General features: G+C 42.4%; 21 protein-coding genes. 12 read left to right on the forward strand and 9 right to left on the reverse strand.

Translation table 11 applies throughout. The features are described from left to right. Positions 1–103 precede the first annotated feature (103 nt). From NSS65_RS01470 to NSS65_RS01485, 4 genes are all read left to right on the forward strand, one after another. Positions 104–1,585, forward strand: a complete 1,482-nt coding sequence (locus NSS65_RS01470; protein ID WP_326134902.1) for an amidase — start codon at positions 104–106, stop codon at positions 1,583–1,585. A gap of 37 nt (positions 1,586–1,622) precedes the next feature. Then, positions 1,623–2,195: a TetR/AcrR family transcriptional regulator gene (locus NSS65_RS01475; RefSeq protein WP_231293947.1), complete on the forward strand. Its 573-nt coding sequence runs from the start codon at positions 1,623–1,625 to the stop codon at positions 2,193–2,195. 80 nt (positions 2,196–2,275) lie between these two features. Then, positions 2,276–3,298: a quercetin 2,3-dioxygenase gene (locus tag NSS65_RS01480; protein ID WP_081123937.1), complete on the forward strand. Its 1,023-nt coding sequence runs from the start codon at positions 2,276–2,278 to the stop codon at positions 3,296–3,298. A 158-nt stretch (positions 3,299–3,456) separates the two neighbouring features. Further along, a complete protein-coding gene (locus NSS65_RS01485; protein WP_326134903.1) occupies positions 3,457–4,590 on the forward strand; it encodes a zinc-dependent alcohol dehydrogenase in 1,134 nt (377 codons plus the stop codon). Between the two features lie 23 nt (positions 4,591–4,613). Here the strand turns inward: NSS65_RS01485 and NSS65_RS01490 are convergent, their stop codons facing one another. After that, positions 4,614–5,051, reverse strand: a complete 438-nt coding sequence (locus NSS65_RS01490; protein ID WP_012008812.1) for a MarR family transcriptional regulator — start codon at positions 5,049–5,051, stop codon at positions 4,614–4,616. A 261-nt stretch (positions 5,052–5,312) separates the two neighbouring features. Here NSS65_RS01490 and NSS65_RS01495 point away from each other — a divergent pair, with 261 nt between their 5' ends. From NSS65_RS01495 to NSS65_RS01510, 4 genes are all read left to right on the forward strand, one after another. Next, positions 5,313–6,821, forward strand: a complete 1,509-nt coding sequence (locus NSS65_RS01495) for an AMP-binding protein (RefSeq protein WP_041116520.1) — start codon at positions 5,313–5,315, stop codon at positions 6,819–6,821. Positions 6,822–6,887: 66 nt separating this feature from the next. Continuing rightward, positions 6,888–8,270 carry an amino acid permease gene (locus tag NSS65_RS01500; RefSeq protein WP_058837256.1) on the forward strand — a complete coding sequence of 461 codons (1,383 nt, stop codon included), beginning with the start codon at positions 6,888–6,890 and terminating at the stop codon, positions 8,268–8,270. A 100-nt stretch (positions 8,271–8,370) separates the two neighbouring features. Beyond that, positions 8,371–8,736, forward strand: a complete 366-nt coding sequence (locus NSS65_RS01505) for a VOC family protein (protein WP_025092526.1) — start codon at positions 8,371–8,373, stop codon at positions 8,734–8,736. 307 nt (positions 8,737–9,043) lie between these two features. After that, on the forward strand, positions 9,044–9,904 hold the full coding sequence (locus tag NSS65_RS01510) for an alpha/beta hydrolase (RefSeq protein WP_034283180.1): 861 nt from the start codon (positions 9,044–9,046) through the stop codon (positions 9,902–9,904). Between the two features lie 39 nt (positions 9,905–9,943). Here the strand turns inward: NSS65_RS01510 and NSS65_RS01515 are convergent, their stop codons facing one another. Beyond that, on the reverse strand, positions 9,944–11,371 hold the full coding sequence (locus NSS65_RS01515) for an alanine/glycine:cation symporter family protein (RefSeq protein ID WP_070326641.1): 1,428 nt from the start codon (positions 11,369–11,371) through the stop codon (positions 9,944–9,946). A 33-nt stretch (positions 11,372–11,404) separates the two neighbouring features. Further along, positions 11,405–12,385 (reverse strand): glutaminase, encoded by a 981-nt coding sequence (locus NSS65_RS01520; protein WP_024427212.1) that lies wholly within the window; start codon positions 12,383–12,385, stop codon positions 11,405–11,407. 496 nt (positions 12,386–12,881) lie between these two features. Between NSS65_RS01520 and NSS65_RS01525 the strand changes: the two genes are divergently transcribed. From NSS65_RS01525 to NSS65_RS01535, 3 genes are all read left to right on the forward strand, one after another. Next, positions 12,882–14,168: a sensor histidine kinase gene (locus NSS65_RS01525; RefSeq protein ID WP_326134905.1), complete on the forward strand. Its 1,287-nt coding sequence runs from the start codon at positions 12,882–12,884 to the stop codon at positions 14,166–14,168. Positions 14,169–14,172: 4 nt separating this feature from the next. Next, positions 14,173–15,111 carry a response regulator gene (locus tag NSS65_RS01530; RefSeq protein WP_034283187.1) on the forward strand — a complete coding sequence of 313 codons (939 nt, stop codon included), beginning with the start codon at positions 14,173–14,175 and terminating at the stop codon, positions 15,109–15,111. 191 nt (positions 15,112–15,302) lie between these two features. Beyond that, positions 15,303–16,388, forward strand: a complete 1,086-nt coding sequence (locus NSS65_RS01535; protein ID WP_065215376.1) for an SEC-C metal-binding domain-containing protein — start codon at positions 15,303–15,305, stop codon at positions 16,386–16,388. A 46-nt stretch (positions 16,389–16,434) separates the two neighbouring features. Here NSS65_RS01535 and NSS65_RS01540 read toward each other — a convergent pair whose 3' ends face one another. The 4 genes from NSS65_RS01540 to NSS65_RS01555 form a co-directional block, all read right to left on the reverse strand. Next, positions 16,435–17,475, reverse strand: coding sequence for a DUF4352 domain-containing protein (locus NSS65_RS01540; protein WP_034283192.1), 1,041 nt, complete (start codon positions 17,473–17,475; stop codon positions 16,435–16,437). 313 nt (positions 17,476–17,788) lie between these two features. Beyond that, complete coding sequence (locus tag NSS65_RS01545) at positions 17,789–18,445, reverse strand: response regulator transcription factor (protein WP_061110424.1); 657 nt, start codon at positions 18,443–18,445, stop codon at positions 17,789–17,791. Then, positions 18,442–19,656 carry a sensor histidine kinase gene (locus NSS65_RS01550; RefSeq protein WP_326134907.1) on the reverse strand — a complete coding sequence of 405 codons (1,215 nt, stop codon included), beginning with the start codon at positions 19,654–19,656 and terminating at the stop codon, positions 18,442–18,444. Before NSS65_RS01550 ends, NSS65_RS01545 begins: the two co-directional genes overlap by 4 nt. Before the next feature lie 18 nt (positions 19,657–19,674). Continuing rightward, on the reverse strand, positions 19,675–20,196 hold the full coding sequence (locus NSS65_RS01555) for a DUF1453 domain-containing protein (protein ID WP_326134908.1): 522 nt from the start codon (positions 20,194–20,196) through the stop codon (positions 19,675–19,677). Positions 20,197–20,298: 102 nt separating this feature from the next. Here NSS65_RS01555 and NSS65_RS01560 point away from each other — a divergent pair, with 102 nt between their 5' ends. Further along, positions 20,299–21,228: an aldo/keto reductase gene (locus tag NSS65_RS01560; RefSeq protein ID WP_024424368.1), complete on the forward strand. Its 930-nt coding sequence runs from the start codon at positions 20,299–20,301 to the stop codon at positions 21,226–21,228. Between the two features lie 32 nt (positions 21,229–21,260). On the opposite strand, the gene NSS65_RS01565 is transcribed toward NSS65_RS01560, so the two are convergent. Next, positions 21,261–22,226, reverse strand: a complete 966-nt coding sequence (locus NSS65_RS01565; protein ID WP_326134909.1) for a GHKL domain-containing protein — start codon at positions 22,224–22,226, stop codon at positions 21,261–21,263. An 11-nt stretch (positions 22,227–22,237) separates the two neighbouring features. Next, entirely contained in the window at positions 22,238–22,939 is a 702-nt protein-coding gene (locus NSS65_RS01570; RefSeq protein WP_025092773.1) for a LytTR family DNA-binding domain-containing protein, read from the reverse strand. Between the last annotated feature and the right edge of the window lie 92 nt (positions 22,940–23,031).

The raw sequence follows: 23,031 nt of genomic DNA on the forward strand, positions 1-23,031 counted from the left end.
CGTCTTGTTCAGAAAGTTATTTTTACAAGTAACCTGAAATTGAAATTCATAGAATTCTAGTAGACAATAGAGACATCATGATAAGAGAAAGAAGGACATGCTGATGAACGTAAAAGAGTATATGACGTATGATGCGGCTGGCTTGGCAGCACTTGTGCAGAATAAGCAGGTAAAGCCCGAGGAGCTTATGCAGGCTACATTTGATAGATTGAATGAGGTCAATCCAGAACTAAACGCTGTGATACGGACGAGACAAGAACAAGTTTTAAAAGACATCAAGGAGTTACATGAGTATCAGCCATTTGCTGGTGTTCCGTTTGTGCTGAAAAATATATCGCAAGGGATTAAAAATGAACCGCTGACAGCAGGAGCTTTGCTGTTAAAGGATGTAAAAGCAAATTCGGATTCGCACTTTGTTGATCGGTTGAAGCAGGCTGGTTTTCTCATGATCGGACATACAAATACACCGGAATTCGGTTTAAGAAATGTGACAGAGCCTGCTTTACATGGTCCAACGAGAAATCCTTGGAATACGGACTATTCTCCGGGCGGCTCAAGCGGCGGGACAGCAGCAGCTGTTGCAAGCGGCATTGTACCTGCTGGCGGAGCAAGTGATGGCGGTGGTTCCATCCGGATTCCAGCATCCTTTACCGGTTTGTTCGGCCTTAAGCCCACGCGGGGAAGAACGCCGGTAGGCCCAGGCGCAGGAAGGCAGTGGCAAGGGGCTTCCATCGACTTTACACTCACAAAAACAGTACGGGACAGTGCAGCCCTTCTTGATCTACTTCAAGTCATTCAGCCTGAAGCTGCTTTCCAAACTCCGTTATACGATGGCAGTTACCAAGAGGATCTGGCGAAACGTACATCTTCTATGCGAATTGCTTACAGCGTAGAATCTCCAGTTGGCACGAAGGTCAGTGAGGAGGCGAAGCGGGCGGTTCAGCAGACAGTGAAATGGTTGAGTGAGCAGGGTCATCAAGTAGAAGAAGCCAAGCCAGAAATTGATGGGGTTCATCTCATGCAGCAATATTACGTGATGAACAGCGGAGAAATGTCTGCGTTATTCACTTCCTTGGCTCGTTCGTTAGGGCGTCCAGTAAAGCCGGAGGAAACGGACATCGTGGCATGGGTGCTGGCGGAGGCTGGCAAGAATGTGACCGCTGCTGCTTATACAGAAAGTCTTGATGCGTGGGATCGGGCTGCTGCACAAATGGCATCATTTCATCAAACCTACGATCTCTATGTGACACCAGCTACTGCCTATTCAGCTCCAAAGGTAGGTGAGCTTATGCATTCAGATCAGGAAACAGCCGCACTTTTACGTGTGTCATCCCTTTCAATGCAAGCACAGCAGGATCTTATTTATGACATGTTCCTCAAGAGCTTGACCTACACCCCATTTACACAGCTTGCCAACTTAACAGGTCAGCCATCAATGAGTGTTCCTGTTCATCTGACTAGCGCGGGCATGCCTTTAGGGGTACAGGTGACAGCACCTAAAGGAAAAGAGGACTGGCTGCTCAGGCTTGCGGCGGAAATGGAGACATCCTCGATTTGGAAAGGAACTAGTCAATTAAATCGATAACGCATGATCAGCGACTTTGGTCTATGGAGGGAAAAGAGTGTCACACGTGAGTACGAAGGACAAAATCATTCAAACGGCAGCACTTCTTTTACGTAAACAGGGATACCATGCGACAGGATTGAATCAAATTATCAGAGAGAGCGGCACACCTAAAGGCTCTCTTTATTATTACTTTCCAAATGGAAAAGAAGAGCTGGCTATTGCATCTGTTGAACACATTAGTCAAAAGGTCATTAATCAAATTGAAGAAGGCTTTGCCTATTCGGATGACCCATATATCGCCATCGATCGTTTTATGACAAAGATCATTCGAGGATTTATGGAGAACGAAAGTGAAAGAGGGATTCCAATTGTCTTGCTGGCGGCAGAGTCCAAGCCTGAAAACGCGCAGCTTCATGCTGCATGCAAACAAGAAATGATCCGCTGGCAGGAGCTTGTAAAAGAAAAGCTAATGAACAGCGGGTATGAAGAAAACAAAGCGGATGAGCTGGCTTCTCTCCTTCACTCAATGGTCATCGGGGGTTTATCGATGACCACTGCACTCAAACAAACGACCCCTTTAGAACACGTAAAAAGGTACCTTAGACATTTATTTATGCGAGAAGAGTAAAATCTCTCGCATATTCTCTATCTATTATATCAATTGGTCTATATAATATAGATAGTCAATTTGTCACGAGGAGTGATGGGATGTCGGAGCAACCGCAATCGATGAAGCAATCCGAAGGTACCTCTTTTTATACCGTGTCTGGTTCCGGAAAGCTGTATGGGCTGGAGAATCAGCTTGTTCATATGCTGGCAGAAGCAAATCAAACGAATCAGCTGTTTGAGCTTGCCTTAATCACAGGGGGGAAAGGAGCTTATTTCCCGCTGCACTGTCATGAGCACTTATTTGAAACTATTTTTGTGCTGGAAGGAAAGCTTGAAGTGATGCTGGACGGTAAAAAATACATGGCCACAGCCTTTGATTATATTCATATCCCGCCCAAAACGATTCATGGCTACAGAATGCATAGTCATAAAACAAGATTTATTTCATATACGCTGGGCGGAAAAATGACAGATGTCTATCAGCAAATTGGAAAGAGGCTTTTTCAGAATGAATGGTCTATGACTCATCATGCTTTCGATGCAGCCAGTTTTCAGCAGGCTGAAAAAGAAAGCGATATCATCCTGATGCATGGAATCAGAGAACTGTCTAATACAACGAGGCCCTCCGTTTTATTTCATAGTCAGCTTCCTCACGAGGTACAGCCTTATGTATTAGAGGCTGGTGAAGGGAAGCAATACATCATTGATGGTCAGATTCATGAGCTGATTGCAACAGTAGAAACAACAGGAGGCGGATTCAGTCATTTTGTGGTTGAAGGAGCGAAGGAGAAATATTTCCCGCCGCATTATCATCAAGTTCATACAGAAGCAATCTATTGTGTTGAAGGGAAGATGAACCTTCATTTGAACGGAGAGGATATTTGCTTGATGCCGGGTGACTTTGCCTATATCCCGCCGGATACGATTCATTCTTATGAATTTGTGTCTCATTCAAATAAAATGTTGGTTTTGCTGCTTCCAGGAGAAATTGAGCAGGTGTATGAACAGTTTGAAGAATCTCCAAGCCCAAGTATATGTCCTTATTTTATTCAAGAAGGGAACTTCATGTTCGATCGGGAGACTTCAACTCAATATGATTTGTTTTTTGTCGAAAAGGAATAAGTGTGTAACGCGTTACACAACGTCATGAGTCTGTCGAAACAATCGACAGGCTTTTTTTGTTTTTTGCCTCCTCCACATAAATTGTTCCTTTGATGAATGAACCATTCATTCAAGGTGAAGCTATGTAAAGATGATTTGAGCTAAAGGAGGAAGTGCATGTGAGAGCTGTTACTTATCAAGGGAAAAATAGCATTGCAGTGAAGAAAGTAGATGCACCGTCGATTCAAGATCGGGAAGATGTGATCATACGTATTACATCAACAGCAATTTGTGGATCAGATTTACATTTGTATCAGGGGAATTCCCCGCTTCCAATCGGCTATGTAATTGGGCATGAACCAATGGGGATTGTGGAGGAAGTTGGCCCGGATGTCACAGCCGTAAAAAAGGGAGACCGTGTCGTCATTCCATTTACAGTTGCATGTGGTAAATGCCAATATTGCGATCATCACTTAGAAAGCCAATGTGACAACTCAAACCCGCACTACGATTCGGGTGGGCTTTTTGGCTATAGTGAGAAATATGGGAACTATCCCGGAGGACAGGCAGAGTATTTACGTGTACCTTTTGGCAACTACACCCCGTTTAAGATTCCAGAGGATTGTGAGCTGGAGGATGAACAATTGCTCTTCTTATCAGATGTCCTGCCAACCGCCTATTGGAGCGTAGAGCACGCAGGTGTGAAAAAAGGCGATACGGTCATCGTGCTAGGCTGTGGTCCTGTTGGGTTAATGGCGCAGCAATTTGCTTGGCAAAAAGGGGCAGAACGTGTGATTGCCGTCGATTACATTGATTACCGCCTGAGGCATGCAAAACGAATGAGCGGCGTGGAGGTCTTTGATTTTACAGAAGATCCCGACATGGGAGAAACGTTAAAGGAGCTCACCAAGGGCGGAGCCGATGTTGTGATTGATTGTGTGGGAATGGACGGAAAGAAGTCGCCGCTTGAAAAAATTGAGCAAAAACTCAAGCTGCAAGGCGGAACGATCGGACCCATTCAAATTGCCACAAAAGCCGTTCGCAAATGTGGAACAGTGCAGATGACGGGTGTGTACGGCGGCCTGTACAACATGTTTCCATTAGGCGCTTTTTTCGCAAGAAACGTCACCCTGAAAATGGGCCAAGCCCCGGCGAGAGGATACATGTCAAAGCTCTATCAAAAAGTGACAAGCGGTGAAATTGATCCTAGAGCGATTATTACTCACAAATTGCCATTAGATGAAGCTGCTCATGCGTACCACATCTTCAATGACAAACAGGATGATTGTATAAAGGTCGTTTTAAAGCCATAAAAAAAGAAGGCTTAGGAGTATTCCTAAGCCTTTAATGTGTGCTCGTCCATCATTTTTTCGATTAATTCAAAAAATGTTTTTTTATCTTCCTCTGAAAGGTGGTTGAACAATTGATTCACAAGCAGCTGGCGATTGTCGATCATTTGTTTAGCAATTTGTTCACCCGATTCAGAGAGTTCAATCCACACAGTACGGCGGTCATTATTATTTCGAGAGCGGATGATCAGCCCTTCGTCTTCTAAGTGATTGAGAGCGGTTGTTGTTGCAGAGGGAGATAATGAAACTTCCTGCAGAATATTTTTCACAGTACATGATTGATGGCGGTAGATGATACGTAAAATAAACCCTTTAACATTCGTGACGTTTTTCGGAATATTTTCTTCATCTATTTGTTTCGTCGCTTTTAAATACTTTGTCAGTGCATGGTCTAACAAACTTGCCTCTAGCTCGAAATGTTGCATTCTCCATACCTCTTTTCCTATTGCATTCGCATTTCCGATCAATTACTAGGTCTATCTTATCATAATAATCAACATGATTTAAACCAAAATGGAAGACGGCTATAAAATTACCTATATTATCAATTAATATAAAGAACAATTCCAAAATGAAATGATTTTACTTTCAGCTGTTTTTATTTTAGAATGTGAATGAGATAAAATCTGCCAACCCAATTCGCTGGAAATTGGCTATTGGAAATCAAACGTTTGGAGATGAAGATATTGAATACTTTACAGGCATTACTCAACGACAGAATGGAACGCTCTTCACAAATTGAGGCGGTAACTGGCGGAGGGGTGTCTTATACATTTGAAGAATATGCAAAACGCATCGACCAGCTTGCTCATTACTTACATCAAAAAGGAATTCGAAAAGGTGACCGCGTTTGCTTTATTTGTCAAAACCATCATCACTTTTCAACGATTATGCTGGCAGCCATTAAAGCAGGTGCAGTCGCAGTTCCGCTTAGCTGGCAGCTTACTTCGTTTGAGCTGGAAGGTATTTTGAAAAAAGCAGAGCCAAAGGCTTTATTTTTTGACCGAGAATTCCGTGACATGATTGCTGCGGTGAATGTGTCTTTAGACAACTGTCTCATGGTGGAATCTGGTGTAAATGCGAAAACAACGCAGCTGTTTGAAGACATATTGGCTTCAAATGATGGCAGTGATCTTGCGGAAGAGGTAACAGAAGAGGATCTAGCGATGATCTTATTTACCTCTGGGACAACGGGGAATCCAAAAGGCTGTATGGTCGGACATGGACGAATCTATCAATTTTTAACAAGACGCGGGAATCGAGGATTTGACTTGAAAGGGAAACGGTACTTGGCAAGTCACCCTCTCTATCATATGAGTTCAATTAATCATCTGATCGCCGCTGCCATTGAGGGGTATACGCTAGTTTTCTTACATGATGCAACACCGAAGCGCATTTTAGAAACGATCGAAAAAGAAAGAATAACGTTCATGATGGCTTTCCCATCAGCTTATACGTACATGCTGGAAGAAATGAAACGCGGTTCGTATGACCTTTCATCCTTTGAAATTGCGATTTCTGGCGGTACGAAGGTGCCGGTCCGTTTGATTAAGGACTACAAAGAAGCAGGCATTCAGATGATGCATGGCTACGGAAGCACGGAAGCATGGGTTGTCAGTGCGTGGCATCCTGCGATGGGCGAGGATAAAATGGGCTCTGCTGGTAAAGTGGATCCAGATGTAGAAGTGAAAATCGTTCATCCTGAGACTGAGGAAACACTGCCAGCTGGAGAAATTGGCGAAGTCGTCATGAGAAGCCCATTTTATTTCTTAGGCTATTATCATCAGCCTGATGCTACTGCGAAGGTGCTCAAAGATGGCTGGTTCCATATGGGAGATGCAGGCTATCTAGATAAAGACGGGTTTCTATTTATCACAGGCAGATACAAAGATGTGATTTTATACGGTGGGGATAATATCTATCCTGATCAAGTAGAAGAAGTCATTGAACAAATTCCAGGTGTGATTGAATCAGCTGTCATCGGGGTGCCGGACGAATTGTATGGTGAAGTGCCAAGTGCATATATCGTAAAAGACGAATCCGCCGATTTCTGCGAAGAAGATGTGGTGAACTATTGTCAGGAACGTTTGGCAGATTACAAAGTGCCATCCATTCATTTCATCAGTGAGCTGCCAAAAAACAAGCTTGGTAAAATCATGAAGAAAGATTTACGTGAATTGGTTGTGAATGCTTAGTACCTATTCTGCTATAATGAAATTTGAATGATTTTTTGTTTTTCTAACGTTTTGGAGGGAAAGGGTTTGCGACATATTCTTCGTAAGAAACACATTCACGATTTGTTGGAACAGAGCAGACAGCAAAAGGTAAAGAAAACGCTGGGCGGGCTCGATCTCACGCTTCTTGGTATAGGGGCAGTGATTGGTACAGGGGTTATGGTGTTAACTGGTATTACAGCGGCTAAAGATGCAGGACCGGCTGTCATTTTCTCCTTTGCGATTGCAGCCATTGTGTGCAGTTTGGCAGCACTTTGTTATGCAGAAATGGCTTCAGCGCTTCCTGTATTCGGCAGTGCATACATTTATTCATATACGACCATGGGCGAGCTTGTAGGCCATTTGATGGGCTGGACCTTATTGTCTGTCTATATGCTGACTGCTTCAGCTGTTGCCAGCGGCTGGTCGAGTTATTTCAACAGCCTGCTCGAGGGATTTGGAATTTCGATTCCGCATCAATTTTTAGCGGGGCCGGAGCAAGGCGGATATATGAATCTGCCGGCGATTATCATTGCTTTACTGATTGCGTGGATCTTATCTAGAGGAACGAAGGAAAGTAAAAAATTTAATAATATCATGGTGTTTGTGAAACTCGGTATTATTGTTCTTTTCATTGTAGTAGGCGGCTTTTATGTACAGCCAGCCAATTGGCAGCCGTTTATGCCGTTTGGCGCAGAAGGCGTCATTGCCGGTGCTGCTGCTGTATTTTTTGCCTTTTTAGGGTTCGATGCAATTTCTGCTTCAGCAGAAGAGGTGAAAAATCCGCAGCGGAACCTGCCAATTGGGATCATAGGTTCATTACTTATTTGTACGATCATTTACATTGTCGTTTGTTTGGTCATGACAGGCATGGTGCACTATACAAAGCTGAATGTCACAGAGGCTATGTCCTATGTCCTGCAAAGTGTACATCAAAATAGCGTGGCTGGTATTATTTCGGTTGGTGCGGTCATTGGATTGATGGCTGTGATTTTCGCCAATAATTATGCGGCAACTCGAATTGCCTATGCGATGGGCCGAGACGGACTTTTGCCTAAAGTGTTTTCAAAAACAAACAAAAGTGATACGCCTGTTGCTAGCATATGGATGATTGGCGGAATGACAGCTGTTATTTCAGGCTTTATTGATTTGAAGGATCTGTCCAACTTAGCGAATATCGGTGCGTTATTAACGTTTGCCATGGTCAGTTTATCTGTGCTTATTTTGAGAAAGACACATCAGCAGCTTGAGAGGGGCTTCAGGGTTCCTTTTGTGCCGGTTTTGCCGATTATATCAATGGGCTGCTGCTTGTTCCTTATGCTCAACTTACCAGGCCGGACATGGCTTTACTTTGGGGTTTGGCTGTTAATCGGTGTCGTCATGTATGCAGCGTATTCAAACAAACACAGTGAATTAGCGAAATCTTCATGAGAAAAAGGTGCAAATCCGTTGACGATTTGTGCCTTTTTTCATACGATTTGGGATAAGCTATAAAAGAGATGATGGACGGAACAAGAGGAGGATGAGGGATATGATAAGTGTTAGTCCTTATATTGTTGTAGAAGATGTGAAAGAATCTCTTCAATATTATCAAGGGATTTTTGGTGGGGATATTCAGATCTTAAATGAACACCAGGACCGTGTCCTGCATGCTGAATTGCATCTTGGGGAATCACTGCTTCATTTTTCAGATACATTTGGACGCACGCCAAAGCCAGAGAATCTCAGATTGATCATGCAGTTCGACAATGAAGAAGAACTAAAGGCTGTCTATGAAGCGCTGGAAGCTGATGGAGATGTACTGGTCGAATTACAGGATACCTTCTTTGGCGCACTTCACGGACAAGTACAGGACCGGAAAAATGGGTTGATCTGGGTTCTGAATTATATGAAATAGACGAAGACCTTCACGAGTGTGAAGTTTCAGCGTGTAGACAAACCCTCGCATTCGGTGTCAGGTCTGCGCTCCGGTGCTCACGAATGTCCAATTCGCTCCGCTCCGGTACTCGCCCTTCCTAGACTGCAAAGGTTTTCTATCACGCTGAAAAGAAGACAAAGGGCTAAAATCAAGATCATTTTAGCCCTTTGTCAACAATCTGTACCTTCACGAGTGTGAAGGTTTTTTTGTGAGTGTTTTTATTTTCTGAAAAATGGAAAATATGCTATGTTGGAAGAATAAGGACAAGGAGAAGGGTGGCAAAGGAATGGAACAAATTGAGTTTCAATCAATCCAAACAAATGGTGTAACACTTCATACAGCAATGGCTGGACCGGAAAATGGCCCGCTGCTTGTGCTGCTCCACGGGTTTCCTGAGTTTTGGTACGGCTGGAAAAATCAAATCATCCCCTTGGCTGAGGCAGGCTATCGTGTTGTTGTTCCTGATCAAAGAGGCTACCATCTAAGTGACAAGCCAGAAGGAGTCGAATCCTACGTATTAGATAAACTGAGAGATGATATTGTGGGTTTGATCAAGACGCTGAGCCCGAACCAAAAGGCGATTGTCGGCGGACATGACTGGGGCGGAGCTGTTGCTTGGCATTTGGCTTCAACCCGTTCTCAATATGTCGAGAAATTAATCATTGTCAATATGCCGCATCCGCGGGTGATGATGAAGGTTCTTCCTTTTTATCCGCCGCAGTGGAAGAAAAGCTCCTATATCGCTTTTTTTCAGCTTCCGAATGTTCCAGAGGCAGCACTTCAAGAAAATCACTTTCAAAAGCTGGATGAAGCCATTGGGCTGACGGCAAGACCGCATTTGTTCACGAAGGAAGATGTCTCAAGCTACAAGCTCGCTTGGACGCAGCCAGGCGCCTTGACCTCAATGCTGAATTGGTATCGAGCCATCAAAAAAGGCGGCTTTGAAAAGCCGATTTCCAAACGAATTCTCGTCCCTGTTCGCATGATCTGGGGGATGGAGGACAAATTTTTAAGCAGAAAGCTGGCGAAGGAAACGATCAAGATCTGTCCAAATGGCCAGCTGATCTTTGTCGATGATGCTTCTCATTGGATCAATCATGAGAAACCAGAGGTCGTCAACAAACTTATACTTGAATTTTTGACATAAAGAAAAAAGCTCTGATCAGTTGACCAGAGCTTTTTTGATTTATCCGATTTGATTCTTTTTCAATGTAGCAGGTTCGTCGTCCCAGCATTCAATTTTCTCATTGTTTGGAACGGCATTTTTATAGAAAACAGGATCTTTGCCTTCTTTTTTCTGTCTCGTGTAGTCCTTCAGTGCTGCGAAGGCGACCTTAGACAGCATGGTAATGGCGATGAGGTTGACGATGACCATGAGTCCCATGAAGAGATCGGCTAGACCCCAAACGAGAGGAACAGTGGCAACCGCACCGAACAGAACCATTCCAATAACGGCAATTCGATAGATGTTCAGCCAAATTTTATTCGCTCCAAGGAATTCAATGTTCGTTTCCCCATAGTAATAGTTACCGATCAATGTACTGAACGCGAATAGGAAAATCATGATGGCAAGGAAGCCAGAGGCCCATGGTCCAATATGCTGACTAAGAGAAGCCTGCGTTAATTCAATTCCTTGCAGGTTTGTTGTTTTATACGCATCAGAAAACAGAACAAGGAAGGCAGTGCTTGTACAAATAATTAACGTATCTGTTAACACGCCGAATGCTTGGATTAATCCTTGTTTAACAGGGTGGCTGGTGACAGCCGTTGCTGCTGCGTTAGGTGCACTACCCATACCGGCTTCATTTGAGAAGAGACCGCGTTTAATCCCTTGTAATAAAGCACCGCCTAGCGTACCCCCAGCGAACTGTTCAAACCCGAAGGCGTGTTTCACAATCGTGCTGATGACACCAGGAAGTTCCGTGATATTTGTGACAATAACAAAGAACGCAATTCCAATGTAAGCTACTGCAAGCACAACGACAATGTATTCAGAAGCCTTTGCGATCGCTTGGATGCCTTTGAAAATGATCGCTGCAAAAATGACAGCCATCACAATACCGACGGTTAAACGGTCTAAACCGAAGGAGTTTTTAAAAGCGACAGTGATCGTATTTGATTGAACCGCATTAAAGACGATTCCAAAAGAAATCGTAATCAGGATCGCAAATAAAATCCCCATCCAGCGCTTGTTTAACCCTTTTTCCATGTAATAAGCAGGTCCACCGCGGAAACCTGTTTTGTCTTTTACTTTATATACTTGAGCTAGTGTACTTTCAACGAAACTTGAAGCAGAACCGATAATGGCTACGATCCACATCCAAAAGATGGCACCAGGGCCGCCAATGGCAATAGCGATAGCAATCCCTGTGATATTCCCTGTCCCTACACGTGCTGCCATACTGATGGCAAATGCTTGGAACGGTGATATTCCCTCTTTTTCTTTTCTTCCTTCCTTCAGGACACGCAGCATTTCTTTGATCATTCTTACTTGCAGGAAGCGTGTTCTATATGTGAAGTACACCCCAACACCAAGTAACAGAGCAATCACAATATAAGTCCAAATAAAATCATTTGTATGTGTTAAATAAGATAGCAAAGCTTTTTCGTTCATAACATCACCTCTTCGAATTCATCACTGTTCTTTTTAAAAAATACTGAGATCCCACTCTTTGGCGAGCTTTTTCAGCATCATGACACCGGTAATACTATTTCCGCAATCGTCAATGGCGGGACCGTAAATGCCAATTCCACAGCCTGTCTGAAACGGGAACTCTCTTCTTGCGCTTGGCGGAACGCAAGCCATAATTCCTCCAGACACACCACTTTTGGCTGGAACGCCTACAAAAGCAGCAAAATTCCCAGACGCATTATACATGCCGCATGTCAGCATCAATGCCTTTGTTAGTCTGGCGATATCCTTTGGGATGACTTGGACTTGTTTAAAGGGATGGTAGCCATCACTTGATATAATCAGTCCAATCAAGGCGATGTCCTCTGTTGTGACCTCGATGGAACATTGCTTTAAATACACTTCTAACGTGTCCTCGACATCCGATTCTAAATAATTGGTTTCCTTTAAATAATAAGCAAGTGCCCGATTTCGATGTGCAGTTGCCCATTCTGATTGATAAACCTCTTCATTAACAGAAGGACGCTTACCTATTAAGTTTTCGATTAAATCGAAAATATATGCTAGCTTTTCTGTAGAAGTCTTTCCGGGAAGGATGGAGGATACGGTAATAGCTCCAGCATTAATCATTGGATTAAAGGGCTTCCCTGGTTTATGCATCTCAAGACGGTAGATGGAATTAAATGCATCACCAGTTGGCTCTACATCTACCCGATCCAAGACGTAAGGTACGCCTCTTCCTAAACAGGCAGCTATAAAGCTGATGACTTTTGAGATACTTTGTAGGGTAAAGGGAACGTCCCAATCACCATATCGTACAGATGATCCATCTGGGCCTATCACGCTGATACCAAGTTGAGAGGAATTCACTTTTCCAAGTGCTGGAATGTAGCCAGCATTCTGCCCGTTTGTGTAATACGGACGTATTTCTTCTGCCCATTGATCAACAGAAGACTGGCATGCGTGTTGTGTATTTTTAGAAATTGCTGTTTTCATACGATTCCTCCAATCAAAAATCAAAAAGTACCCTATTGAATTGGCGGATGACAAAAAATGCGATCAAATAGGCACGAAAACATGTTACACATCTTCAAAGAACTTGTCATGCGCTGCTTGCACCACTCCTTTACACCTAAATATATGTACAAATGAAGGCATTGTCGGCGGAAAAACAAAAAGGGTTTTTAGTGAAAATTCAGAAAACGCTTACATATAGTTTCACTAAAATTGTTCATTCAATTTATCTTGGAAACTACACAATCTGACGTAAATCTACAGAAAAACTTACAAATAAAAATCAGTCTGTCGATTATTGTCGTCAATGCTCAAAACACTGAATAGCTGAAAGGTCACCTTGCTGCCCCGGAGAATAGTCATAAAAAAGGGTTTTGAGGATAAAAGGAGCAGTGAAAATTATTTTTTTGTACATTGTGGAGAAAAGAGACTCCTTGTATACTGTGGCTATGCAAACAGGGGAAGGGATGTCAGTCATTTGAGTTTAAATCAGCTTGTCAAAAAGGACGCATTCATTTTAATTTTTATGATGGTCATTGTGCCGCTTGCAGGAGAGCTGAAGTTTTATCCTGTGAATGAGACGTTCCGCATCAGCTTTGGCGCACCTGCGTTTTTCTTTTGCTTATTACTCTTAAGAAAATCTAGACCGCTATTGCCGGGATTTTTAACAGGCGCAGCTATTGTGCTTTTTCGGGTAGGCTTAGATTTGATTCAGCAGAATGCTGATCTGGCTTCTTCATTTTATCAGCAATTCCCAAGCTTCTTTTTCTATTTCACTTATGCTTTCCTGTTTTTTGCTGTCCGTACGGGACGCTTTAAACAGCGCTCTATTTTCATTGGGATCATCGGTTTGATGATCGAATTAGTTGCTGATTTTGTCGAGCTGTTTGTACAATTTTTAGTGTTTGATACAACGATGACCTTATCAAAGCTGAGCGATATGTTCCTCATTGCGTTTGCTCACAGCTTTGTGGTGATCAGTTTTTTTAATATGATGAAGCTGTATGAGGCGCAATCAAGAGAAAAGCAGATCATGAAACAAAATGAGCATATGATGATGGTCATTTCGAATTTATACGAAGAAACGGTGCATTTAAAGAAAACGTTAAAACATACAGAGCATATTACACAGGAATCATACCGGCTTTACCGTCTGCTGCATGAACACGAAGCAGGGAAAAAATTGAGTCAGGAGCTGTTAAAGCTTGCAGGAGAAATTCATGAAGTGAAAAAGGATAATCAGCGTATTTATGCTGGGCTTTCAAAGCTGATTTCGAAGGAAAATATGCAAGACTATATGAAGGCGGAAGAGCTCGTTCAAATTGTGATCCGCATTCAAGAGAAGTATGCTTTATCTCTTGGGAAAAACATCTCCTTTACATCTGATATAAAGGGCATTCATCTGCATGATTATCATGTGTTTATTTTCTTATCGCTGATTAATAATTTAATGGCCAATGCAGTCGAAGCAATAAAAGATACCGGGATGATCTCACTCGAATTGAAAGGAAGTCATGATAAAATAGAGATTCGGATTGAAGATGATGGACCAGGGATTCCTAAAAAAATGAGAGAGATTGTGTTTGATCCAGGGTATACCTCCAAATTTGATGCATTTGGAACACCGTCTACTGGGATTGGCTTATCCTATGTGAGAGAGCTGGTACAAGAGCTTGGCGGTCATATTCAAATCGAACCAAGAGAAACAAAAGGTACAGCATTTCTGCTTGTCCTTCCTATACAAAATTTAATACAGAGAGGGTGAGTGTATGCGATTCTTCATTGCAGATGATGATCGTGCAATACGCTCGATTTTAGGTCAAATCATAGAGGATGAGGATTTGGGAGAGGTCGTAGATGAAGCGGGTGACGGAGTTGGATTAGAGGCACATTCACTGAACCTCAAGAAAGTAGACATCCTTTTGATTGATCTTTTAATGCCTGCTAGAGATGGCATTCAAACCATCCGCCATATCCACCCTGAATTCAAAGGCAAGGTCATTATGATTTCCCAAGTAGAGGCGAAAGAGATGATGGCAGAAGCCTATGAACTAGGGATTGAATATTATATCCATAAGCCTGTCAATCGCATTGAAATCGTCAGTGTGATTCGAAAAGTCATGGAGCGTATCAAGCTGGAAAAATCGATTTACGATATACAAGCTTCTCTTCGCCACGTGCTGCCATTAGAGCCTGTGATTTCTCAAGGTGCGGGCGCTGAGGCGAAGAGAAGGACGATGAAAGAAGCTGGGGAATTCCTCTTATCTGAGCTGGGAATTGTCGGCGAGAGCGGCTCTAAGGATTTACTGGAGATACTCATCTACTTACATGAAACACAGTCCGCCAATTCTCATGAGGTCAATTTCCCGCCGCTAAAGCAGCTGTTTATCAAAACAGCAGAAAGAAAACTGGCTCATGATGCAACCGATGTAGAGGTGATGCGGGAAGTGAAAGCGGCGGAACAGCGGATTAGACGAGCTATTCATCATTCCTTGAATCATTTTGCCTCACTAGGATTAACAGATTTCTCAAATCCTAAGTTTGAGCACTACGCGTCGAAGTTTTTCGATTTTACCGATGTCAGCCAAAGAATGAAAGAAATGCAGAAGACATCTTCTCCCGCAGGATCGACGGGCAGAGTCAATACAAAGAAATTCGTACAAATCTTTTATTTTGAGGCAAAGCAGTTATTCGAAGGAATGAGCTGAGGAAAATCTGTTGGTATGATTGGAGAAAATAAACAGAGGAAGTCTGTCTTTCCTATGATCTATCGTGATCTTCAGGTGTTTTTATAATTTAACTGATCATTCTGATTTTTCTTTTTTCTTGAAAATAAAACCCTCCTGTGCAATCGTTTGTTAAAATAGTGAGGTTAGACTAGAATGTCGGAGGTTTTATTTTGGGAAAAATTAAACGAAATGCGCTCTGCCCTTGCGGAAGCGGAAAAAAATATAAACATTGCTGTGGTCAAAAATCAGGCGGAGAACAAACGTCTGAGCTTGTGTTTAAGGAAGCTGTACAAGTTCAAAAGGATTTAATGAATTATGCTTTTTCTAAGCATCAAAGAGCGATCAATCAATTCATTAATGAGTTTTCTTTCCTTGCAGATATGGATAAAGAAACGCAACAAATCTCAGTTTTCCATTTGAGTGTATGGGGCATCTTCTTCCGTCCATTAACTGATCAGAAAGAGACCATTTTCCAAGAATTCCTGACGAAGAAGGCAGAGGATATTACCCGTCCGAAAACAAGACAAGTGGTCCAGTCTTGGACAGACATGGAGCCATCATTGCTTTTATTAAATGAAAAAACGGACGAGTCTCTTTACTTTGAGAATATGATAACAGCGGAGAAGGTTGAAGTAGATGTAAAACCTGATCAAACGGTACTACCTGAAAAGGGAAGTCTCGTGCTTGGTTTTCCTGTTCAATTTGAAGATAAGGCAGAGTTTTTCATTCAATACACGATGTTTGCGAAAGAGTTTACAGATACTCTCCTTCTTCAGGTGCGCCAGCTTGTTGACGCATATGAAGCAAATGGAGGAGCGCGCAGCACATTTATGAGAGAATCATTTCCTGATGTGCTGAAGTGTATGTTTGCGAAGCAAGAAGTAGAAGAATCAGAGACACCTGCTCAAACAGAAGGCGATGCAGGTCTATCAGCAGATCGTATGGACTGGGCAAGTGACGTCCAGCTGGAAACAGCTAAGCTGATTGAAGACGGAATGAAGGAGCACGGTGACCAAAGCCTGACAGATGGTGCTTTAACGGTTTGGAAAGCCTACTGTGATCAGAAATCACCTGTGATCCGTAAAGCAGCGTCATTTGCTGCCGGAATCGAATACTACATTCATTCACTTGCAAGCGATGCCCCGCTATCTCAAGCACAAGTAGCGAAAAAGTATGGTATTAGTGCGTCGACTGTATCGAGCCGTTTTAAAGATATCGAAAAAGCGGTGAAAGAAGAGCAAGAGGCGACAGTATAATCTAAAAAAAGACGCGGCTCCTTCAGAGGCCAGCGTCTTTTTTAGATTATCTCGTTTTAATAAAACCACTCATGTACTGCTCTGTATTATAATCATTGAGGTCAATTTTCCATTGACCCTCCCCATTACGTTTCATTTTCACTTCATATTCAGCTGGGCTGGAAACGGGAGGAAGTTTTTCGAATTCAGATGCGTACATGTTTAAGCTTTTTTTATACAATTCTTCTTTTGAACGGATTTTTCCGTTGTAAAACTCGTCTCTTTGCTTGTCTAGCTTGTCTTTTAAGTTAGAAGCATCAATGCCTGTTACTTGAGCGACAACCTTTGCTTCGTCATCAGAGATGGTTTTCACACTTGTTTCTACTTTCGCTTTATCCTTCATGGTGTTTTGAATGCGTTTGTACATCGACAGAATATCTCGGTCACTCACTTCATTTCCGTATATTCCTGCACTTCTTTTGAAGTCTTTTACAAACATCTCATGGTATTTATTGACGACATCCGATTGGTTGTCACCCGTTAAATCTGCGAATTCATCGTTCTTTTTATCAAAAACAATAATATCGGTATAAGCGGATAACGCTTTTGCTGGGTTATCCAGCTTTTTTGCTGAATCTAGTATTTTGTTTCCATCTAGGTCGATTTGGATGGAATCACTGTTTTTCTTGATGCTGTCCTGATAAACAAACTGATATTTTTTCCCTTTGTCTACTAGGAAATAAAGTGCTCCTGAAAGTGACTTGCCTTTGTTCAATGAACCAAGGTCAAGACGGTCTTTGCTGCCGTAGAATTTTAAATCAGATACTTTGGCATCGTCCTGATAAAGGGAGAAGTCAGAGTTATATAATGAAAGGGCTTTGTCACCTTTATTTGTGATCGTCAGATTGACTTTTAGTACCAATTCATTGTCTCTCAGGGTAGTTGTTGAGTCTTCTGGTAACGTATATTCGTAGCTATTAACTTTTACCTCTGCTGTTTTCGTTGACTTTTGATCAGCGTCGGTTGATTTGGCTGAGCTCTGGCAGGCTGCAGAGATGATCATCACGAATGAAATCATGAGGAGTGCACTTATTTTTTTAAGATTCACAGTTGATGCTCCTTTGCTTTTCTTTCGTCATTTCATTCCCGCTATCTGACTAAGAAAAAAGAAACAGATAGAATGGTATATTCGGGTGTTAAAGGGGAAAATATCCTAATGACGATTTGCACTATTCATTCTATCGAAATTCATTCATGATGAGGAATAGGTTTTAGTCCCTATTTTTGATCATTTTTAACACAATCATCTATAAAACAAGGAATTAAATAAGCACAATATACTAGTTAATAAGTATTGATTTATAGATTTATTTTAGGTTTTAAATGTTTTTTGTATAAAAATCTTGAAGTGAAGGTAGTTTTTATTTCACGAGGCGGTGCCGGATGGCGAAGACGACAGCCTGTGTACGGTCTTGTGCATTGAGCTTTTGTAAAATACGGTGCACATGCGTTTTTACCGTACTTTTGCTGATAAATAATTGATCAGCAATGTCTTCATTCTTTAAGCCATAGGCCATTTGCTGTAATACATCGCGTTCACGTTCTGTGAATGATTCGTGAAGCAGATGAGTGTGATGTGTATCATTTGCCTGCTGAAGAGCTCGTGCCATCATGTGCTCAGAGGCTGCCGTTCGAAAGACAGATTCACCAGCAAAGGCGGTGCGGATGGCCTCAATTAATTCCTCAGGCATTGTATCCTTCAGCAAATAACCGACTGCCCCTGCACGAATTCCGTCAAAGACGTATTCTTCCGTATCAAAGGTCGTGAGAATCACAACTTTTACATCTGGATGCTTTTTTAAAATGTGCTCTGTTGCTGTGATGCCATCCATTCCAGGCATTTGTACATCCATCAGCAGTACGTCTGGAGTGTTGGTCGAGCAAAGCGCAACCGCCTCCTGACCGTCTGACGCCTCCCATATGACGTTAATATCCTCTTGAGCGCTTGCAATATAACGAAATCCTTGGCGGATCAGCGGCTGATCATCAATAATGCCAATCTTAATAGGGTTTGTCATGCCTTGGAGTCCTCCTTGATAGGAATTTGAATATGAATACAGAAGCCGTGCGGCTCGCGTATGGACGTCTTGAGGGAACCGCCTGCTGCGTCACACCGTGCCTTCATGCCTGACAGCCCAAAGCCAAATGAAAGATCTTTTTCGCTGGTCAAATATCCATCGTCTTCAATGTTCATCATCAGCTCATGCTGGTGGTTATATAGTGTAATGGTCATCGCGGTCGCCTTGGCATGGCGAATTGTATTGGTGATGGCTTCTTGTAAAATGCGGTAAAGCAGTTCAGAAACGGAGAGCGGCCATTTTTTATACGTAAGCTGCTCTGTATGAAAGTGAATGTCAAGCTCACCCGATATCTCTCCTTGCTTGATGAGGCTGCGAAGTCCGGCAAGTCCGAGACCTGCATCATCTGACGCCATATGATGAACCACAGAACGAACCTCGGTGAGACAATTTTTGGAAATATTGATCAGCTCCTGAAACGTCTGCTCCATCTGCTCTGGTTCTTCCTGCTTTAAACGGTAGGGCAAAGACTGCAGCTGGACAATCATCGAGGTTAATTGGTGTCCGATGCTGTCATGCAGGTCACGTGCAATTCTGCTTCGCTCCTCCAGCACTGCAAATTGGAGAGATTGAACGGTCGCTTCTTCAAGCTCCATATGCGCCTTTTTCAATTGTTCATGGGCTTCTGATAATTCCTTGTGAACCAATTGCAATTCTCCGAAGTGTTCTTCCTTTAATTCCTGTTCACGCCGCCGCATTCTAGAAATCAAAACAAGTGTATACACAAGCAGCTGGAATAGCGGGAGAGTGATCACCATGTTCCAAGAAAAATTGTTTACATAATAGCTGATCCCACTAGTGAAAAAGATGATAGCAAATAGATAGGGGTGATGCGCCTCTGAAAAACGAAAAGCGATAAAGCCAATCATAAAAAAGGTCAGCCCAATACTGTCTTGAATCTGACCTGTCACCAGCCACAAGAGATGTGTCAGAATCCACATTAAGAAGAGCATAGAAAATTGCTTTTTAGGTGACAGCTTGCTTTTTGGAAAAAGACAAAGGAGAAACACCAAATAGACGAAGGTTCGAAACACCAATTCGCCTATTGAAAGGGGCTCATACATTTGAATATACATATAGATCAATACAAGGCCTAATACGAATTTTCGCCTTATTTGACCTAAAAGCTTGAGCGGCTGCTGAAGGTTCATATCAAAAACTCCTGTCTGTCAGTTTATAGCAGCAGATGCCTTGATGTTCATATATTTTTTTAAAAGAATAAAACGTAATCCGATCATACTGCCGATTGGAAGGAATGTCAGGCCATTTGCGAAAATAAGCAGGGAATGACCGCCATCCTGTACAATTGAACCTACTGTCATCCGGATAAGGATGATTCCGATGAAAAAAAGTGTTCCATAGAGTGAGCTGGCGGCGGTGATACGCCCCGACTGTTGATCATATGTTACTTTGTATAGTTTACCTCTCCATAGCCCGATTGCAAAACCTGTGAGTGCAAAGACAATCATTGCAAGCAGGCTCATCGCCGTAATTTCAATATGCTGGGTAAAGGAATAAAAGAGTGTGCCTAATAAAATGAGCGGTCCTATGAGAAGCCTGATGGGGCGGATTTCTTTTTCCTTGCCCGTTCTTAAAAGCAGAATAATCATAATGATGACAATTTGAATGGTCATGAGAAGATCTCCTTTTCGTTTTAGTCTATCTTCATCATACGCATCTTCTATTTTCACAGCGTCCACCTGCAGGTTGATTTTTAGAGAGCGGTATACTTGAATGTTGGAAATGATTCGTGGGAAAATAAGGATGATTATGTAGATAAGGGAGATGAGCTTTTGAAAAAGGTAACGCTTGGACGAACTGATTTGCAGGTAAATCCGATAGGGCTTGGTACGAATGCAGTAGGCGGGCATAATTTATTCCCGAATCTTAGTGAGGATGCTGGACGGGAGCTTGTGGAGACCGCTCTTGATCAAGGTGTCAATTTCTTAGATTCTGCTTTTATTTATGGGCTGGGCCGTTCAGAGGAATTAATCGGTGAGATCATTGCCAAAAGAGGCGGCAGAGAAAAGCTTGTCCTTGCGACAAAAGGAGCTCATAAGGAAGTAAACGGGCAAATTGAACTTGATAACAGCCGTGATTTCTTAAGAGAGCAGGTTGAAAATAGCCTGAAACGACTGCAAACAGATTATATTGATTTGTACTATATGCATTTCCCAGATGGACGTACGCCGCTCGAAGAAGTAGCAGGCACATTAAAGGAATTGAAGGACGAAGGGAAAATCAGGGCAATCGGTGCATCAAACCTTGATTTTGAACAGCTTCAAGCCTTTAACCGAGATGGCTACTTAGACGTGCTTCAATCAGAGTATTCTCTACTGAAACGTCAGGCAGAGCAGGATCTTCTTCCATACTGCGTCGAGCATGGTATTTCCTTTATTCCTTATTTCCCATTGGCATCAGGCTTGTTGACTGGGAAATTTACAAAAGATGCGACATTTGATGATATTCGAGCAAAGGACCCGCTTTTCCAAGGCGATGCTTTCCTTTCAAATCTCGAAAAAGTAGACAAGCTGAAAGCCATTGCTCAATCAAAGAATGCAGAAACAGCACACGTCGCACTCGCTTGGCTCTTAGCGCAGGATGGCATTGATGCTATTATTCCAGGGGCAAAACGAGCAGACCAAGTGCTGCAAAATCTAAAAACAAACGATGTTCAATTAACAGAAGAGGAAATCAATCAAATCGATAAGATCTTCTCTTAACACTAAAAAAAGGTGCAGCTATGCACCTTTTTTTATGACATGGTGAGAGGGATTTTGATGACGAGCCGCAAATTTGGAGAACGGTAAGTGAAATCAAGTGTACCGTCTGCCTTTTCAACAAGCTGTTGAATGATATACGTCCCCATGCCTTGATGATCGCCGCCTTTTGTCGAACGGCCAAAAGTTTTGAATAAATGATCTAGCACGTGTTTTTCTATACCTTTTGTGCTGTTTTCACAATGGATTAAAAATAGCCCGCTCCGAATAGAGGTTGTGACTGAGATGCTGCCCTCTTTTCCGGCTTGCTTCGCTTCAATTGCTGCATCTAGAGCATTATCAAGCAGGTTGCCAGTAAAACTAACCTGATCCGCCTTTGAAAAAGGAAGCGATGAAAAGGGTGCTTGAAGGTCTAGTGAAAGTGCAATGTCCTCTTTCTCAGCCCGCTCCAAAAAGGAATGTAGAGTTGAGGCTAAATATGCATTTTCGCCTTTCATCCATGGGAAATGTTTGACGTATTGCTGAATCAAATCTTTGATCTCACGCTCGTCGTTCGACGAGGAAAAGGCATTTAAATGTCTGGCTGTTTCATGATGTTTACTGCGCATCTCAAGAAGTAATTCGTTGGTTCTTGATTCTGCTTTTATGAGCTCTTGAAGCCGTCCATTTAACTGTTTTTCTGTCTGCATCACCTTCAATGAGAGGATATCAACTGTCACCATCATGATGAGCGCCAAAAGATAGGTCAGCCCATTCGGTTGCGTTACAAACAGCAAAAGACCTGCGCAGGTGATGAGTACAAAAGCGCCTAATATCACATCACCACTCGTATGAGGCAAAAATCTTTTGTACATGAAAAATGTATAAACACACATCGTGCAAAAGGTAAGAAGCCACAACACAATGGATGGTAACGGCAGAAAGGCTTCAGCAGCTGCATGAAACGCAAGACCTAACCATATGAGGGCATAAATGCGAAATCCAAGATAGAAAGCGTTCACGTTCGTTCTCCTTAAAAATAGTATTTCTTAAAGAATTCTAATTGCTGCTTGGTCATCATGGCTTTTTTATCTGTCCCTTCAAAAGACACGATATACGAATTTTTAGCATACGCCGAGAAATTTTTAATGTAATGAATATTGATAATAAACGATCGGTGGGAGCGGATAAAATCCTTTTCAGCCAGATCGCCTTTTAGCTCATTTAATGTCTGATAGGTCTGGATATCTCCTGTCGTTGTTACGATAGTTGTTGACCGGCCTGTTCGCTCAACAAAAATAACATCCTTTTTCTGGAGCACATGAATATCTGACTGCTGCTTAATGAGAAGCCGTCCATGAATGCTCTTCTCCTGCTTGGTGGACATATAACGCTCTAAGCATTTGGCAATTCGATCAGCTTGGTAGGGCTTCATAATATAATCATGTACATTCAAATCAAACGCATGGACCGCATATCCACTGTTTCCTGTCACAAAGACCACATCGACATTCAGTGCGTGAGAGTGAATGAGGTCCGCTAATTCATAGCCGGACATTCCAGGCATTTCAATGTCAGCGAACAACAGATCAATGTCTCCTTTTTTAACCTTCTCATATGCATCCTCTGCTGACTGCGTGACAAAGACGATGTCCACAGCCTCCATCCTGCCTACAATGGCGTGCAGCTTTTCTAAATCTACTCGGTAATCGTCGACGAGACCTACTTTTATCATAAAAATCACCTATGACCATTCTTATTATTTGTCTATTTTACCATTTGTTTTTTTGAAATAGATCATTTCAAGACAGAAAAAGGACGTTTCGC

Source organism: Bacillus sp. FSL K6-1006, assembly GCF_038593175.1.
Taxonomy (GTDB): Bacteria; Bacillota; Bacilli; order Bacillales; family Bacillaceae; genus Bacillus; species Bacillus safensis.